The organism is Gordonia aichiensis (assembly GCF_039946255.1).
Taxonomy (GTDB): domain Bacteria; phylum Actinomycetota; class Actinomycetes; order Mycobacteriales; family Mycobacteriaceae; genus Gordonia; species Gordonia aichiensis_A.
On sequence record NZ_JBCDWL010000007.1, the window covers coordinates 70,147 to 85,708 of the forward strand.

Consider the following 15,562-nt stretch of genomic DNA (forward strand, 5'->3'; position numbering starts at 1 on the left):
CTATGGCGCGCGTCCGTTTTGCCTACCCGAAAATCGACCTATTGCCATAGGGTATGGCGTCCGCTTAGGCCCTTTCGGGAATCTTCTAAAGTGTAGATTCCATACCCTATGCCATACCCTATGCCATAGGGTATGGCGCTCCGATTACAGCAGGTCAACACACATTTTCCATACCCTATGGCATACCCTCTGCCATTCTCGCGTGCGCGCGCACGCGAGAGCGCGCGCTGAGAAATTACAAACAACTACCCGCGTAGGTGCGTTTCGTACTCAACTTGCGTGGGGAGGGGGGTGTGGGGGGAGAGCAGCGTCCCAATGCCGCGACCGCAACGCTGCGACTGCGAGGCTTCGCCTCACAGCCCGAGCTTGGGACAAGCCCAAGCCCCAGACGCGACCGCCCGCAGAAACGTCCTGTGAAGCCGAGAACCACGTTTCCGGCACCACCTGTCACCGAAAGCGATTTAAGCCCGCAGAGAGCAAACTAGCCCGCACAGCGGCGGTCTACGGAATGGACGGAGGATGCAATGACAGTTCACGCGTTTGAACCCGCCGGTGAACCGGTCGACGAGAGCGAACTGATCGCGGACCGCATCGTGGACAAACTCCTGAACCATCCGACGTTCATCGACAAGCTCGCAGACCGTCTCGCCGCAGCACTGGCATCCGCGAATCTGCCCGAGCCGGCAACACCAACGCCAGAACAGGTGCCAACGGAAGCACCGGACCCGGACGCCGAGAGCAACACGGCCATCACCGAGCTCCAGTCCTGGGTCCTGTGCAACCGCCCTGACCTCGTCTCCGGCGACCCCGCCGTGTGGGCGGCCGCGATCGTGGCTGCCGCGACACCGCGCCGCGCCCACGCGATGTTCGTGTGGGCGTTCACCGAGTCGTGCCCGTCACCGTTCTGGCGTGAACTCTCTGCCCCGATCGCCGCACCGCGGGCGGGCCGTGGAGCCGGCCGCCATGGCTACTTCGCACAGCTGCTCGCCGAGTACCGGGCGACGACGGGAGAAGACCCCGAAGCCTCAGCGAAGATCGATCTGGTCGTCGCCGGTGTCGTCGCGGCGGTCTCGGAGCTCCGCGTCCAAGAGTTCTCTCAGCAGCCGGTGAACGCCCGCAAGAACGCGCTTACCGTGCTGCGGAAGCACCGGTGGGATGCGGGCGAGATCGTCGCGATCATCGGGTGGGGCATTCGCTCGAGACAGCACTGGCGGTCCAACGTCTCCAGCGTTCCGACGGCCGCGACGTTCGCGCGGATCCGCGGCGATTGGATCAGCGCCGGCAGTCCGGTCGAACGGACGATCAGCGACCAGCAACGCGAAACCATCGACGTCCTCGCTCAAGGCTGGGTTTACCACTACTCGCAGCGGCAGAACTTCTCAGACATGCCAATCACCCCCACAACCTTCAGCCATCTGCATGACTGCCTGACCGGCGCCGACGGCGCAGATCCAGTCCCCGTTGAAACGATCAAGAACTTCGTTCGGTGGCTGTGCCAGTCAGACAATCGTCACACTGCGTTCCTGGTCAGCGGGGTCGACTTCCCGGCACTGGCGCAGGTGCGCCGCGGCATCGTCTCGATGTCGACGCGTTCTGACACCTCCGTGGCGGCAACGAACCGCGGTGCGAGCGGTCAAGTATCGGCTTCCATCGACGTCAGCGAGGTGTAGCACGTGCTCACTCTGTACCCCTGCAGTTCCTGCTCGACTCCGGTCCGGAGGCTGACCGGTAGCAACACCCAGACCGTCCTCTGCACGGAGTGCACCGACTCTGGCGTCGGCGCCATGCGCGCCCTCGTCGTGGAGCAGGCTGCTGCAGCCCTCGAACGTCAGCTCGCCCGCTTCGACGGCGCCGGCGGCTACCGGTCGGCAGTCCTGTCTGAGCATCCGACTTCGAAGTGGGAGAAGGCAGCGGTGGCTGCTGTCGACGAGCTCCACACGTCCTTTGTTCAGGGGCGCATCACTCGTGGGGGACTGGTCCTGATTGGTCCAGCCGGCATCGGAAAGACCCGCGCTGCGATCGGAATCTGCCGGTCTGTCGGCGACTTCGACCCCCTCGGTGTCGCGGTCTCCTCTGAAGCGGAACTGCTGGCCCCCGAGGTCCCTCCGTGGGAGCTGCCCCAGCACATCCGCCGCATGGTCGGCGGGAAACGGTGTGTCCTGGTCGACGATCTCGGTTCGGTCGCGCGCCCGGCCGATCAGGTGATGTCGGCGTGGAAGTATCTGCTGGACTTCCTGCGATCGGCGGATTATCCGACGCTGCTGATCGTGACGACGAACCGGCAGACCTGGGCCGAGGCGGGAGGCCTTGCTGACTGGATGGGCGCTCAGTCGGTGTCGCGCCTTCGCGAGTTCGCGACGATGGGGACAACGGGGTGGACTGACCATCGCACCGGCCTCGATCACGAGCAGTGGAAAGCCCAGCTCAGCGGCGGTCGCCGATGAGATCGAACGCACGAATGGCGCAGGGAAACACTCTTGCGACACTGGACTTCGACAGGTAAGGAGCATGATGACCGACCTAGATCCGTGGTCGATGACCGACATGGACGTCGCGCAGATGTGCGGACAGGATGCACAGTCGTCTGCGCAGGACGTTCCGCTCCCGAATGAGTGGGTGCCGACGATGCCGGGATTCGATGCCGACTTCGATGCTGCCGACTCCGCCGGCGGTCTACCTTCATTCAGCACCCCTGCCGAACCCGTGCCGGCCGACCAGGCTCCCGCCACGGCCGACTATCCGGCCCAGCCCACACCTGCCCCACCGGAGACGCCAGCAGAACCTGAATGGCTGAGCTTCAGCTCGGAGGATCCTGCGGTCCCGGAGCCATCGGCGGACAGCGGTGAATCTCTGAGCACGTCCCACCCCAACCTCGACACCCCGCCACCGGAGAGCGCTCCGGCCATCCCCGAGTCGCCAGCAGCCGCGCCGGTGGCGAGCGCACGTGCAACGGTTCGTCGGCGGCCGCCGGCGGTGCCCCTGGACGGGGGCGAACGGCCGCAGCCCGCATCTGATCCCGATCTGCAGGGGCCGGCTGTGGTGCCGCCGACCGCTCCGTTCGCCCCGCCGCGCACCGAGCACGAGCCTGAGTGGGACGCATCGCCGGTCCAGTCGGAGTCGGCGCAGCCGAGCAGAGGCGTCGTCGCAGTGCCGGCAGAGCACCTTACGGCGGAGACGTCGCCTAATCCGTGGGCGACCACGGCGGCGCCGGCGAGCGAGCCACATAGTGTGGGTGCCCCGGCGTCGGTGCCTGTCGGCGGGCCTATTGAGTCGGAATCCTCGGCAGGGGTTCGTCCGTCGGCGCGTGTGCCGGTGTCGCCGCGTGCAACGCCCGCACCTGTCGCCGTCCCTGTCCCTGACCGCGATGCTCGGACCATCGTCGACGATCAGGAGTTGGCCAAGGACCCGGAGAAGGGGCTGTCTGGGGTTCGCCGCCGGATGGGACGTCGGCTCGGTAGTAAGCAGCTGCCGCCGGAGCAGCTGACGAAGAACTTGAAGAAGCCTCTCCCGAGGCCTGTGGTGGTGGCGTTCGTGCAGCACGCCGGTGGGGATGGCAAGTCGACACTGTCTGCGGCTGTCGGACAGCAGATCGCGACGCACCGCCGCGATCGGGTCATTGCGATCGACGCCGCGGTCGCTGCTGGCGGCCTGTCCCAGCGGCTACCGGTGCAGAACGAGTCAACGATTCAGACGCTGCTGTCGAACCTGCCGTCGATTCACCGATGGAGCGACGCTCGCGAGCACACTTCGCAGGGCCGCACGGGACTGGAGTTGCTGACGTCAGGCGATTCGATCGCGGACGACGCAGTCCTGACTGCCGCTGGCTACGAGCGAGTGATCGATGTTCTGACGGCCAACGACACCTACAACCTGCTGCTGGTCGACTGTGATGCCGGAGTGACGGGAGAGCTGAAGGACGCAATCCTGGACTCCGCCGACGTCATCGTCGTTCCGGCGGCCGGCCGCGACGGTGTCTCCGGTGCGGTGGTGACGATGAACCGGCTGATGTATCTGGCTGACAAGTATCCGCATCGGGCCTCGCACTATCGCGGTCTGATCTCGACGGCGGTGATTGCACTCAATCACATCGCGCCGAAGTCGATCCTGCGCGATGACGAGGTCGGTGAGATGTTCCGGGAGCGTGTCGGGGTTCGGGAGGTCGTGTCGGTTCCGTTCGATCCGACGCTCAAGGACGGTTCTGAGGTCGACATCATGTTGGCCAGCAAGGCGACGTCGAATGCCTTGCTGCAGTTGGCCGCCGAGGTTGTGACGTCGCTGCGGAGGTCAGTGTGACGCGGGATCCGTTTGCAGTATTGACGCGGCGTCCGGATCAGACGGTCGGGGTATGCGTGGTGGCGATTGCTGTTCTGCTACTGGCGGCGCTGGTGATCGGCTCGATTGTGCCGTTGTATGTCGCCGCCGTCCCGTTGGCCGTGTTGGGGTTCACGCGGCTTCTGCTCCGTATCGACCGGGAGTGAGTGTCTGCGTGGGCGTCAGCTGGCCATGTCGCGGTCGACCATGTGCCAGAACCTCTGGCGGAGGCTGAACCGGACTGACTCGTCCAGGTCGTAGCGCTGCAAGGCGTGCGAGGCATCCAACAGTAGCGCTCGGTCGACGTCCTGGGGGATCAGCGGGCGGACCTGGGTCAGTCGACGGTGTCCGTCTCCGTCGGCCGTTGCGAGGTATGAGGTCAGTACTCGTTCGATGACACCGTCCAGAACGGGGAGGTCGTCGTGGGCGTCGAGGTAGTTGCGCGGGTAGTCGGTGATCTGCCTGCCTCCGCTGCCGGTAGTGGAGGTGTAGACGAGTCCACGGTCGCGGGTTTCCGGCTTCTGCGGTGACTTCTGCGGTGACGATGTCGCCAGGGTGGCGCGTGGTGCTCGAGCTGCTGCCACGTCGAGGGGTGTTGCTGCGAGAGTGGGCGAGGTGTCGGCTGGTTCCTCGGTCGCTGGCTCTGGCTGTGGGGTTTCAACCTTCATGACGGCGGCGTCGATGTTGTCTGCGTCGAGGACGTGCAGTTGGTCGACGGCCCGGATGAGGTGTCGGGCGACGCCGCGGGCGCGGTTGTCGGTGTCGGGGACGGCGAGGACTTCGACCTGGACGCCGTGGGCTTGGGCTTCCTCGACGGCTTCGGTGAGGTCGTCGTCGCCGGAGATCAGGAAGAACACCTCGGAGGTGTTGTGGCGGGCGTGTGTGACGAGGTCGAGTCCGATCCGCAGGTCGACGCCCTTCTGCTCGCCGTCAACGCCGAAGCGTCCTAGTCGGAGTTTGACCTTGGAGAGTTCTCCGATGCGCTCCTGCTGGCAGTTGGGGACTCCGTTGCGGGCGGAGTCGTACCAGTGGACGCGTAGCAGAGGGAGGCCGCTGAGGTCCTCGGCGGTGTCGATGAGGCTGGTGATCAGTCGCGCGTAGTCGATGTGGATGCCGCTGCGGAGTGAGGTTCCGGTGGTGCGGGTGGCTGCGGCGGCGAGGAGGTATCCGGTGTCGATGTAGAGGCTACAGGTGGGTCGCATGGGGTCAGGCTCGCATTCTGGTTTCTCTGCGGGGTCCGTTGGAATCTATGAACGTCTTTGACGTGCGGTTTCCTAGTCACGGAATCATGAATATGTGGGAACTATTGGGGTGCATAAGGTGCCATACCCTATGTAATTTCGTGGCCCCACGTGGTTGCCATACGGTATGGCAACTATGAGCGCCATAGGGTATGGCTCAGGTGTGGTCTATGCGGGTCGTGCGTGCACTGTGGACATCGGCTGCGGCAGGCGTCTCGATCGAGTTTCGACGTAGTCCCGGAAGGCGGATCGGCCGATCTTCGTGACGGCGTAGGCGAGGTCGGCCACTGCGTCGGTGTAGTCGCTGTAGGTGTGGAAGGCACGCTCCTTGATGTGGAACTTTCCGCGGACGATGACGATGTAGCGGACCACGAGCTCGGCCGGATCCCAAGCGTCAACGGTCACCCACGTGCAGACTCCGGTGACCGGCTCGCTCTGGAAGGGGACCGCGAGCGGTTCGCCCCTTCCGTTGCTCTGGTAGTCGGCCTTTCCGGCTGTGCTGAAGGCGTATTCGAGTTCGGCGAGGGCCGCAGCGTTGGTGCTGAAGTAGATGGGATGACCGTCGTGGCATCGGTGGATGCGATCAACGAGGACGTAGAGCCCCTTCCCGAAGGGGCTGGTGTAGATGCCGGTCCCTTCAAGCGCGAGGACTGGGCCGGTGAGCCCGTCGCCATTCGGCTGCGGCGGTGTGGGGGCGTTCATTGCGCGAGCGACGTCGTTGCTGGCCATGCTGTTCTCCCTCGGTGCGGTGGTTAGTGCCCTCCAGTCGACGCCACGGTGGTCTGAGGTTGCGGCACGTGCGTGCGGTGACCGCTGCGGCCGACCGGCTCGGCGCAGAGTGAGCGGCGGACAGCTGTGCTGTCGCCGGCGCAATGAACAGTGAGGAGGGCGTCCCAGGCTGGGGCGCCCTCCTCGGAGGTGTGGTGCGGTTGTTTAGAAGGTGTGTCCGAGTGCCTTGATCTGGTCCAGGACCGACGGGGCGAGGGAGTCGATCATCGGCTCCGAATCCTCGTCGTAACTCTCGCCGAACAGCAGGATGGTGCCGAAGTGGAGCATGTCGGGGCGGCCCGCGAAGAACACCATGCTGTACATGAGCTGCTCGTGGGTTGCCGTCTGGTTGAGCTCAGCGATGATCGTCGAGGCCATGAGGTTCGGCAGCCCGGGCGTGCGGAAACGGCCTTCCTCGTCCATCCAGGCGCTCGTGGGCGCACTCGCCCGCACGTCGAGCACCTCGGCGACCGTGTTCCCGAGGTGCGGGTACATGGCGCGGAGCATACCGGTGTCGTCGGCGGTGAGTTCGACGGTCTCGATCTTGCCGTTGGGGAGGATCTTCAGGCCGGAGATGGTGCGGGTGGCGGTCGATGCGGTCACGCTGACTCCCTGTGGTCGGGTCAGCTCGTGCGGTCGCTGCGAGCTGTCCCCACTACCGTCGCTGCAGTGCTTCACTGGTGCGGCACCAGTGCGTGCCGAACCGGCCGCTGACCTGCTCGAGGCAGCGGACAGTCCTGGCCGACCAGCGGTGTCGTTCTATGCGTCGAGGACTTCCGCCGGTGTGGGAAAGGTCGCGAGGACGGTGCCCGAGCCGATCGACCCCGGGATCGGATTCAGCGTCATGTCGACGGGAACCCACTGGTCTGCGGTGGTCAGGAGCCTGATGGACAGCGTGGAGTCCGACTCGTTGATTCCGAACCGCGCCGAGCTGAGGAACACCAGCATCTTCTCCTGGTCGTCAGGGTGGATGAGCCTAATGCCGGGTGTCGGTTCGTACCACGGCAGCCAGGACGGCGGCGGGGTTAGGAACAGGGCGAAGGTGCCGACTGATGGCGCGATCACGGCGACGGTGAGACCAGCTGCGGCGGCCGCCTCCATGCCCATCTGATGCAGGGTCGGTGTCCGGGGCGGGTCGACGTCGGTCACGTCCTCCCAGAGCACCTTCACACCCGTTGGCGGTGTCGCCACGATGTTGATCCGCCACGTGAGTCGTTCGCCAGTCTTGTTGTGGACGATAGTGACGTTTGTCTGCGTTTTCTGTCCGGTCTCCGGATGGAACAGCAGCTGCAGCGTCTCCGCGAACTGGTCGTACCGCGTCCCGAGTTGGAGGACGCGCGCCAACGGAACCTCCTCGTGGTAGTCATCCTCACGGCCCGACATCCACGTCGACTCCCACGGTTGAACGACCATCCGTCGCTGCAGGTCCCAGAACACTCCGGTGATGCGTCGCTTCTCGGGGGGCTCGACATCAGTCGGGCCGCGCCAGAACTGGACGCCGTAGATCGCGTCCCGCGGTGAGGTGATGGGGTGCACGATCACGCGCTCGACGTTGCCCTTGCGTCCGGTGAACGTCAGGTCGGCGGTGACGCCGGTGTCGACGACTCCTTGGATGATCTTCTGTGTCGGGATGTGCGAGGGCGCCAGCCTGTCGATGGAGGTCCACTCCTTGCAGCGTCCGCCCTGACTGATCACGCTCATGCCCAGTGGGCTGATGACTTCGACCACGGACCAGTCGTGTGAGCTCATCGGGCACCGACCGTGACGGTGAGGTTCTTCGGCTTGAGGGTGATCTGCTCGGCCATCACCAGGTCGCTGCCCGAGGTGGCGGACACGTTGAAGGTGCCGGCGATCGCGGCGATTGCGAGGACAGCTTCGTGGAGGGCGAACTGCCGGCCGATGCACGAGCGTGGACCGATTCCGAATGGGCGGTACACCCGGTCCGGGTATTTGCGGAGGTTCGCTGCGGTGAACCGGTCTGGGCGGAACTCGTCGGCGTCGGGGCCCCAGGTGGCCTTGTCGCGGTGGGCGCCGAGCGTGAGCGCCATGACCACGGTGTTCTTGGGGATCTGCACAGTGCCGAAGTCTCGAGTCTCGATGGTGGTGTCGGCGCGGGCTCGACGGAAGTAGGCCGGCGCCACCGGCCACAGACGAAGAGCTTCGTCGACGATCCGGCGGGTCAGTCGCAGTTTGCTGATGGTGTCGTAGTCTGCGAGCGACTCGAGGCCGCCGGCCGCATCGAGCTCGTCGCGGACTGCGTCCTGCAGACTAGGGTCGTTGGCCAGGTAGTGCAGGCAGACACCGAGCGTTCCGGCGGTGGTCTCGTTGCCGGCAATGAGGAATGTCAGGCACTGGTCGACGATGTTGTCGGCGGGCAGTGTGGCGCCACTCGCCGGGCACATGCGGGCGAGAAGGGTGCTGTCGGCGGCACCGGTTGGGAGCTGCGCGACCTTGCGGGCGGTCTTCTGGAGCGGTTTAGCCTTCTGCGCGAGGAGGAGCTTGCGGATGTTCGACAGGCCGGGGACTGAGTTGGCGGCGGCAGAGGCTTCGCGGAGTGCTGCGGACAGCTGTTCGGAGAAGCCGTGCTTGGTGGTGGGGGAGAGTGCGTTGAAGGTGGTGCCGAATCCTGCGCGGGCGATGACCTCGCTGGTGAGTCTGTTCATGTCGGTGGAGACGTCGATCTGTTCGCCGGCGCGATCCGCCCACAGGGTGCAGAGTTCGGAGACGGCGTCGTGCATGGCCTGGTGGTAGCTGCGCATTGCCTGCTGCGTGAAGCCGGGTTGGAGGACTTCGTTGGCGCCCGCCCAGAGGGGGTCGGAGTTCTTGGCGGTGAGGAGCCCTCGGCCGATCAACTGCTCGCGGAGGACCAGGAACGGTCCGGCGACGAACTTGCACCACGTTTCTTCGTCGGCGATCGAGTTGATGGCGAGGTCGTCGGTGGCGATGAGGACGCTGCCGCCGGCGAGGTCGAGTTGGAACAGAGGTCCGACCTTCTGTGCGAGCTCGTACTCGCTTTGCACTGGGCGAGCAGGGTTGATGCGCCACAGATCGCCGATGAGGGGCATCCGCATCGGTGGACGAGGGAGGTCACTGGCTCGGATCATGAGTTTTACCTTAGAAGCTCCAGTCCCCGGGGTCGTCCGGCCGGGTGACATCAAGTGTGTCGAATGTCGAGAATATCTGTCAGTTCGATACAATCGAAACGTTACGTTCGTTTCTAGATTGGGAGTTCCTGTGCCGAAGCCACCCGCAACCGCCAGGCTTGCCGAGTCGTACGCCGCCCTCGTCACCGAAGGTGCAGACGTCACGGTCCGCGCACTCCGCGACCGAGCCCGCTGTACCACGGAGACCGCGCGGAAATGGCTGGAGAGCAATCGTCCCGACCCCGAGATCAGTGAGGCGCCGCTGGAGCTCATCGCGGCAGCCTTCGCTCCGGTCTGGTCCGCCGCGGTCACCGCAGCCCGCGCTGATGTTGCCGACACACACAACAGGCAACTCCAGGCCGCCGCCACGAGTGAGTCAGAAGCCCTCACCCAGATCGAGCAGCTCACCGACGAACTCGCTGCGGTGAGTGCCGAGGCAGAGGCCGCGACGGCGCAGGTGCAGCGCCTCGTCGACGAGGGTGAGCATCGGCGCATCGAGATGGACAGGCTGGCCGGCCAGCTCGCGGAGCTCCAGGCGCGCGCCGATGCCTCGGCCGCCGACGCTGAGCGCCGACTCGACTCGGCCGAGGCCCGAGCGGACGCTGCCGACGCTAGGGCTCGCACCGCAGAGGAACAGGCCCATGCCGCGCAGCTGAAGGCGCAGGATGCCGAGGCGACGGCGCGGACGCTGCGCACCGTCCTGGAGACGCTCGGCCACCAGCGCGAGGGCCGGTAACAGCGGGTCACGCCTCGTCTGGTGCGGTGTGCGCGGTGAACACGGTCGTCCTGCGGGTGTGCGGATGCTGGTAGGCGGCGATCCCGTTGACGGCCAACTGCGCGCCGAACGCCAGGAAGGGCCACCGATCGTGAGGGAGCAAACCCATGAACGATGCGATGCTCGCCGCGTCGAACAGATCGACGACCTCGGCGATGTATGCGCCGTCGGTGACGACCGCCGTCGACCCAGCGATCGCTCGCTGCCCACGCTCACGGATCTGCTCGGACTCGACGACGTAGATCGAGTAACCGTCGGAGGTGACGCCGTCCACGACCATGCCGTCCGACATCTCACGTGCGTACAGACCAGGGCGACCCGGAGACCGCGGCCGCAGCATCTCGCGGACCTCGTCCAGGTCCGCGAGGTCGATGAAGTTCCAGACAACGTCGTCGTGCCCGGCGCGCAACTCGCGGACCGTCGCCGTCACGACCGGCGCCGGTTCGACGATCCCGAGGTCAAGCGTCGGTTCGTCGCTGACCTGATCCGCAGCGGGTAGACCGAAGTCGGTGCCGAACCCGTCGACCTGTCGCGGAGTACGGATACGGATCCGTGCGCTCTGAACCGGTGTCCCCAACGTTCCGATCTCGGCGAGCGGGCCGGGCAACCGGTGCGCGTCGACGTCGAGCCAGTCGCCACGCACGGTCCAGGTGATGAGGACGTAGCCGTCTGAAGTGGCGGCGAAGGCACTGCGAGGCCGCTTCGCCAGCGAGATGAACCCTGCGCCGACAGCTTCGCACGACTGGATCGCCAGATCGGTCTTCGGATCATGCAAGGTCGGTGCGATCATGGTCTGCTCCTTCGCAGTTCGGTACGGGATGCCATCAGGATCGCCAATAGCCCTCGACGGCCGCGGCATCAAACCGATCGCGAGAATGACCGACCGAACGAACAACCTGCTCCGCAATCACACAGGAGCCGCCGTCTGAGCGGACTGCTGATCGACTCGAAACAAGACGCGAATGGTGCTGTGCTGACCGGCAGCACAGCACCATCCGTCAGGGGCGATGGAGGATCGTCGCGGGGACGAGGCACCGCAGGTTGCGCTCCGGCTGGCTGATGCCGATCCCGTACCAACCTCGGTGCTCCTTCTCGAACACCGCACCGTCGTCAGTGCGGATCACGGTGTCGTTAAGAAGCGGTGCGAAGTCCTCAACGGTCAGGACACGGTTGCTGGACTCGGAGGTGGTGGCGGTGATGCACATCTGGACTTCCTAACGTCGGTGAAGCGGTCCCCACCAATGTCTCCGTCGCGCCAGTTCGCACGCGGCACCGAACACCCGACCAAGCGCAGCAGTACCGGCCATCGCCCCAGGTGCAGCGACTTCCGAACGGCCGCCGCTGCGGACAGCATCCACCAGCGCCGTGGCTTAGGACAGCAGTTCTCTGAGGTCGTCGGCGGTGAGTGCAGAGGAGAGTGCGTTGCCTTCGTCGAGTGCGGCGGTGATGTCGAGGTCTGCAGCTGCATCGCATCTCGGCGATGGTGTCGCCTTCGAAACGGATCTGCGCCCGCTGCACGTCGTCGCCGTCGCCGATACGGCCGCGGACGGACTCCGTGATGGGGAACCACGCTGCGCCGGTGACGTGGCCGGGAATGCGTCGGTCGACGGCGAGACCTGGAACCCGATGGAAGTCGGGGTACCGTGCGTCAGCGCGGCGGGAACCGTCGCTAGCAGACATCATCCGGGCTTCCTGTCAGGTGGTCTCGTTGTACCAGCGACCTCCGACGCCCCTCGCCGCGAGTGCGCGGGCGTGGGCGTGGGGCGGACAGCACCGAGGCGAGCCCATCATCAGATCCGGTCAAGGGTGCGGACAGTGTCGCACGGTGTGTACTGCCGGCATGTCCGGCATCGCAGGTAGCCCTCGTTGTCGGTCATCGAGGTGTGCAGGGCGCGCACCCGCTCGATGACCGCGTGCAGATGCTGATTCACGGTCCGAAGCTGCACCGAGTGCTCTTCGGCGGTGCGCCGCAGCTCGTGAGGTGTAGGCCGGTCCAGCCACCGCACGCACACCGACACCGGGCGCTTCCCGACACCGCGGTGCAAGTCGAACTCGACATAGTTCGGTGCACCTTCGGTTTCGAGAATGTCAGCCATACCAGCGAAGACGAGCGCCACCCCGTCATTTCGAGTCTCATCGGCAGCAACAGACAGTCGGAATCCGCCGTCCGCGGTATTCCCGGACGACTTGAGGTGCAGGTTGTGCAGTGGATCGTCGCTCATCAGTTCCTTTGTTCGCGGTCCCTCTTCTGCTCCGGGTCAGGCCGCAGTCTCAGCGCGCTGCTTGTGCCGTTTGATCGTGACTGTCGAGATCCCAGCTTGCCCGGCCGCGCGGACCGGGTCGACACCGGATACACACAGCCACTCGTATTCGGCGATCCGGTCTTCTGTGCTGACGGTCGCGGTGCTGGTGTCCGGGAGGGCTGCTGGGTCGTCGATGGTGTCGTCGTCCCATGCGAGCGGGGCGACCCAGCCGTTCTTGCGGGCGACGGTCACCGTGCGGGCGGATCCTCCGACTGTCATCGACAGTTCGTCGTAGAGGTCGCGCACTGCGCGGGCCCGCTGAGCCTTCACGTGGTGAATGCGGCCGGCGACGACCGGCTGAAGTGCTCGACTGCTGGTCCCGAGCCGATCGGCGAGTGCTCCGCAGCTCCACCCAAGAACGGCCAGTCCCTGGAGACGGCGCACGGTCCCGGTGGAGTCGACGAGCACACTGTCTGGCGCTTCCAGCGGCCAGCACGTGGGGATGGGAAGGTCTGCGATGCGGTCGGCGGTCGCGGCGCTGACTGCGACGATCGTGCCGTCGAGGAGTCCGCTGACGGTGCTCGGCGACAGCTCGGCGGTCGCGGCGATCAACCGCAGTGGCATGCCTGTCTGCCGCAGGGAGCGGATCTTGTCGCTCACGTCGGCGGCGTCCACGGTCTGGTCAACCGTCCACTGCCCGTAGGCCTTCCGACGCACACGGTAGGCCTCGTAGTGGCGGCTGCAGCGGTCCCGACCTCGCGCCGGGGCACCGCACTCGATGCACGGCCGACGGCCACGGCGACGGACCGGCGGCCGATCATCGAGTGTGTCGTTCCTGTACCTGGTCCAGTAGCAGGCCTGGCACAGTCCTCGCGCAATGTGAATGCGTTGTTCTCCGCAGTCCAAGCAGATGATCAGCGCCTTGGGCACAGAAGGGGCGCGCGATGGCATCGGTGGTAGTCCTTCCTTCTTTGTCGGCGGTCATCTTCTCTGGCGTGTTTCCCGATCGGCGTTGTCGTTTCGTCGATCTGGCTCGCGTCGGCCGCCGCCCCGACTACGGAGCGGCGGCCAACGGACCTGGCTACTTCTGGGGGAGGTTGGCGGCGACGAGACGCTGCGCGCTCTCCGACGGGGCGAACCCGGTGCTGATGTGCGCGACGTAGCCCGATGCTCCGTCAGGGTTGTCGACCTCTTCGATGCTGCCGACGGCGAGGTGCCTGACCGGTTCGTCACCGTCCGCCAAGAGCATCAGAAGTGTGGCACCGAAGACCGTGTGGCGGCTGACCTCAACACCGACATGCTCGGCGTCGTCGATGTCATTGACCTCGTCGTCTTGGACGATCCATGCACGCGGTTCGTCGTCGGTCGTGTAAAGGTCACGAAGCCACACGAGCCGCACGATCGACGGCAGTCCGCTGGCAGCGAGGGACTCGGCGAGGTAGACGGCCCGGAACTCGTTGACGGCCTCCTCCAATCGGAGCAATGCGCGCCGCGCATCGTCGATGCTGATCGTGGCGGGGGCAGTGGTGCTGGTCATCGTGAACTCCTGCGGTCGTCGGTGAAGGTCTGCAACGACAATCCCGCGACGGCCATTCAGGTCGCGGCACTCGAGGAGCGTGCAGTGCCCCGAGAGGCAACGGAACGGCTGGTCAGGGAAGGACGCCCTGGGGTCAGGGAAGGACGCCCTGGGGTCAGGGCGGACAGCCGCGCTGCGCCGGCACTGGTAACCGAGCCTCGGGCTGTGCGAGCTGGCGGCAGGAGATGGTGCTGGTCACTGTGGCGCGCAGTCCGGGTAGGTGAGTCCGATTCGGCAGGCTGCGTAGACCTCAGCCGAGACGGTGGCGACCTCGGTGCTGCCGTCGGAGTTGCGGAGCGTCAGCGTCCACTGCTGGCCGTGACAGCGACGGGACGGCACTGTCACCTTGCCGATCATGCTCACGCTGGACGTACAGCCCGGAGCCTTCACAGTGCGGTCGATGACCTCGCGTGACTGCCCGCACGCGGCCAGAGCGACGGCGACCAGCGCAGCGGACGCCGTGGCGAACCGGACTCGTCTGGCGTTATTCAACTGCCCTCCTGGTGTGTGGTGGGTCGAATGGTGTCACCTGGCATTCCTCTGACCCCAGAGACGAGGGCGGCGACCCCGCGATCAGGTCGCCGCCCTCGTGAGCGCGTAGCGCTCAGGCGCTCAGTCGGACGAGCTTCCAGTCCTCGGCGTCCGGGCCGTCGGAAAGCGTCCCGGCCTCCAGCATCGTCTGCGCGAGCTGCGCCTCGACGGCTGCGATCTGCGCCCACGCCGTAGCGGTCGCCGGGTCCGCATCGTCGACAAGCGCGTGCCTGGCGTCGGCGAGTGCCTGGTTGGAGCGCAGGTAGTGGTTCGGTCCGTCCACCGTGATGTCTCCTTCGGGTCTGTCAGCGGGCGTGTCCTGCTGACACCAACGACTTTCGCAATGCGGTCTCCGACGTCGCGGCACTCTACGGGGCCGCCGCCGGCGAGTGATCTGCAGTGATGGACGGACAGCTCAGCCGCGAAACCGTTCGCCGGAGACCGCACGAGGAAGGTCTTCGTCTACCGTGCGAAGCAGGAAGGTCCGGCGCAGCTGCTATGCGCCGGACCTTCCTCCTACATCGGGACCGTGAACGTCTACTTGGCGTCCTCGTCGACGATTGCTAGGTAGACGGGCTCGTCGTCCTCGTCAGCGAACCGCGGGTACGGTGCCTGATCGTCAGGCTTGGGGGCCGTCGCGCAGCCGTGGAACGTCGGTCCGGGCACCGTGGTGCGTGCAGCGACCTGCTGCTCCACCTCGGTGATCGCCCGCGTGATGCGCCGCCGAGCCAACCGCTCCAACATCTGGACGACGAAGATCGCCGTCAACGCTGCAACGAGCATCGCCACGATCACGGTGATGCAGAACAGCACCAGGTGCGGGTGAGCGTCGAGGTACGACGTGACCGAACTCTGCGCGAGCCACTGCTCGACCTTGTTGCCGACACCATCCATGGGAGTTCCCTTCCAGCCGCCGGTATCTCCGACCGCCACATCGAACATATGAATCCCCGGTCAGAGGTCGCGGCACGGTG

General features: G+C 65.8%; 18 protein-coding genes. 5 read left to right on the top strand and 13 right to left on the bottom strand.

Features of this window, described 5'->3' with window-relative positions; all coding sequences use genetic code 11:
* Positions 1-812 precede the first annotated feature (812 nt).
* From AAFO60_RS10275 to AAFO60_RS10290, 4 genes are all read left to right on the top strand, one after another.
* On the top strand, positions 813-1,670 hold the full coding sequence (locus AAFO60_RS10275; protein ID WP_347956102.1) for a hypothetical protein: 858 nt from the start codon (positions 813-815) through the stop codon (positions 1,668-1,670).
* A 114-nt stretch (positions 1,671-1,784) separates the two neighbouring features.
* Entirely contained in the window at positions 1,785-2,444 is a 660-nt protein-coding gene (locus AAFO60_RS10280) for a hypothetical protein (RefSeq protein WP_347956103.1), read from the top strand.
* A 64-nt stretch (positions 2,445-2,508) separates the two neighbouring features.
* A complete protein-coding gene (locus AAFO60_RS10285; RefSeq protein WP_347956104.1) occupies positions 2,509-4,293 on the top strand; it encodes a MinD/ParA family ATP-binding protein in 1,785 nt (594 codons plus the stop codon).
* Positions 4,290-4,478, top strand: a complete 189-nt coding sequence (locus AAFO60_RS10290) for a hypothetical protein (protein WP_347956105.1) — start codon at positions 4,290-4,292, stop codon at positions 4,476-4,478. The genes AAFO60_RS10285 and AAFO60_RS10290 overlap by 4 nt, the downstream gene beginning before the upstream one ends.
* 15 nt (positions 4,479-4,493) lie before the next feature.
* On the opposite strand, the gene AAFO60_RS10295 is transcribed toward AAFO60_RS10290, so the two are convergent.
* The 5 genes from AAFO60_RS10295 to AAFO60_RS10315 form a co-directional block, all read right to left on the bottom strand.
* Positions 4,494-5,513 carry an NYN domain-containing protein gene (locus AAFO60_RS10295; protein WP_347956106.1) on the bottom strand — a complete coding sequence of 340 codons (1,020 nt, stop codon included), beginning with the start codon at positions 5,511-5,513 and terminating at the stop codon, positions 4,494-4,496.
* A gap of 207 nt (positions 5,514-5,720) precedes the next feature.
* Positions 5,721-6,281, bottom strand: coding sequence for a hypothetical protein (locus tag AAFO60_RS10300; RefSeq protein WP_347956107.1), 561 nt, complete (start codon positions 6,279-6,281; stop codon positions 5,721-5,723).
* A 204-nt stretch (positions 6,282-6,485) separates the two neighbouring features.
* Complete coding sequence (locus tag AAFO60_RS10305; protein ID WP_347956108.1) at positions 6,486-6,923, bottom strand: hypothetical protein; 438 nt, start codon at positions 6,921-6,923, stop codon at positions 6,486-6,488.
* Positions 6,924-7,079: 156 nt separating this feature from the next.
* On the bottom strand, positions 7,080-8,069 hold the full coding sequence (locus AAFO60_RS10310; RefSeq protein ID WP_347956109.1) for a GAF domain-containing protein: 990 nt from the start codon (positions 8,067-8,069) through the stop codon (positions 7,080-7,082).
* Entirely contained in the window at positions 8,066-9,424 is a 1,359-nt protein-coding gene (locus AAFO60_RS10315; RefSeq protein ID WP_347956110.1) for a cytochrome P450, read from the bottom strand. The genes AAFO60_RS10310 and AAFO60_RS10315 overlap by 4 nt, the downstream gene beginning before the upstream one ends.
* Positions 9,425-9,554: 130 nt before the next feature.
* Here AAFO60_RS10315 and AAFO60_RS10320 point away from each other — a divergent pair, with 130 nt between their 5' ends.
* Positions 9,555-10,199: a hypothetical protein gene (locus AAFO60_RS10320; RefSeq protein WP_347956111.1), complete on the top strand. Its 645-nt coding sequence runs from the start codon at positions 9,555-9,557 to the stop codon at positions 10,197-10,199.
* 7 nt (positions 10,200-10,206) lie between these two features.
* On the opposite strand, the gene AAFO60_RS10325 is transcribed toward AAFO60_RS10320, so the two are convergent.
* The 8 genes from AAFO60_RS10325 to AAFO60_RS10360 form a co-directional block, all read right to left on the bottom strand.
* Complete coding sequence (locus AAFO60_RS10325) at positions 10,207-11,028, bottom strand: hypothetical protein (protein WP_347956112.1); 822 nt, start codon at positions 11,026-11,028, stop codon at positions 10,207-10,209.
* 208 nt (positions 11,029-11,236) lie between these two features.
* On the bottom strand, positions 11,237-11,443 hold the full coding sequence (locus AAFO60_RS10330) for a hypothetical protein (protein ID WP_347956113.1): 207 nt from the start codon (positions 11,441-11,443) through the stop codon (positions 11,237-11,239).
* A 585-nt stretch (positions 11,444-12,028) separates the two neighbouring features.
* The gene (locus AAFO60_RS10335; RefSeq protein ID WP_347956114.1) at positions 12,029-12,355 is read right to left on the bottom strand and encodes a hypothetical protein; all 327 of its coding nucleotides are present in this window, start codon (positions 12,353-12,355) and stop codon (positions 12,029-12,031) included.
* A 141-nt stretch (positions 12,356-12,496) separates the two neighbouring features.
* A complete protein-coding gene (locus AAFO60_RS10340; protein ID WP_347956115.1) occupies positions 12,497-13,198 on the bottom strand; it encodes a hypothetical protein in 702 nt (233 codons plus the stop codon).
* 364 nt (positions 13,199-13,562) lie between these two features.
* A complete protein-coding gene (locus tag AAFO60_RS10345; protein ID WP_347956116.1) occupies positions 13,563-14,018 on the bottom strand; it encodes a hypothetical protein in 456 nt (151 codons plus the stop codon).
* 234 nt (positions 14,019-14,252) lie between these two features.
* Positions 14,253-14,549 (bottom strand): hypothetical protein, encoded by a 297-nt coding sequence (locus tag AAFO60_RS10350; protein WP_347956117.1) that lies wholly within the window; start codon positions 14,547-14,549, stop codon positions 14,253-14,255.
* A 112-nt stretch (positions 14,550-14,661) separates the two neighbouring features.
* Positions 14,662-14,871, bottom strand: a complete 210-nt coding sequence (locus AAFO60_RS10355; RefSeq protein WP_347956118.1) for a hypothetical protein — start codon at positions 14,869-14,871, stop codon at positions 14,662-14,664.
* A 254-nt stretch (positions 14,872-15,125) separates the two neighbouring features.
* Positions 15,126-15,482, bottom strand: a complete 357-nt coding sequence (locus tag AAFO60_RS10360) for a hypothetical protein (RefSeq protein WP_347956119.1) — start codon at positions 15,480-15,482, stop codon at positions 15,126-15,128.
* Between the last annotated feature and the right edge of the window lie 80 nt (positions 15,483-15,562).

Coding starts and splice junctions, on each gene's coding strand:
- AAFO60_RS10280 (WP_347956103.1), top strand. CDS start 1,785: ATGCGCGCCCTCGTCGTGGAGCAGGCTGCTGCAGCCCTCGAACGTCAG.
- AAFO60_RS10285 (WP_347956104.1), top strand. CDS start 2,509: ATGATGACCGACCTAGATCCGTGGTCGATGACCGACATGGACGTCGCG.
- AAFO60_RS10295 (WP_347956106.1), bottom strand. CDS start 5,513: ATGCGACCCACCTGTAGCCTCTACATCGACACCGGATACCTCCTCGCC.
- AAFO60_RS10300 (WP_347956107.1), bottom strand. CDS start 6,281: ATGGCCAGCAACGACGTCGCTCGCGCAATGAACGCCCCCACACCGCCG.
- AAFO60_RS10310 (WP_347956109.1), bottom strand. CDS start 8,069: ATGAGCTCACACGACTGGTCCGTGGTCGAAGTCATCAGCCCACTGGGC.
- AAFO60_RS10315 (WP_347956110.1), bottom strand. CDS start 9,424: ATGATCCGAGCCAGTGACCTCCCTCGTCCACCGATGCGGATGCCCCTC.
- AAFO60_RS10325 (WP_347956112.1), bottom strand. CDS start 11,028: ATGATCGCACCGACCTTGCATGATCCGAAGACCGATCTGGCGATCCAG.
- AAFO60_RS10330 (WP_347956113.1), bottom strand. CDS start 11,443: ATGTGCATCACCGCCACCACCTCCGAGTCCAGCAACCGTGTCCTGACC.
- AAFO60_RS10345 (WP_347956116.1), bottom strand. CDS start 14,018: ATGACCAGCACCACTGCCCCCGCCACGATCAGCATCGACGATGCGCGG.
- AAFO60_RS10360 (WP_347956119.1), bottom strand. CDS start 15,482: ATGGATGGTGTCGGCAACAAGGTCGAGCAGTGGCTCGCGCAGAGTTCG.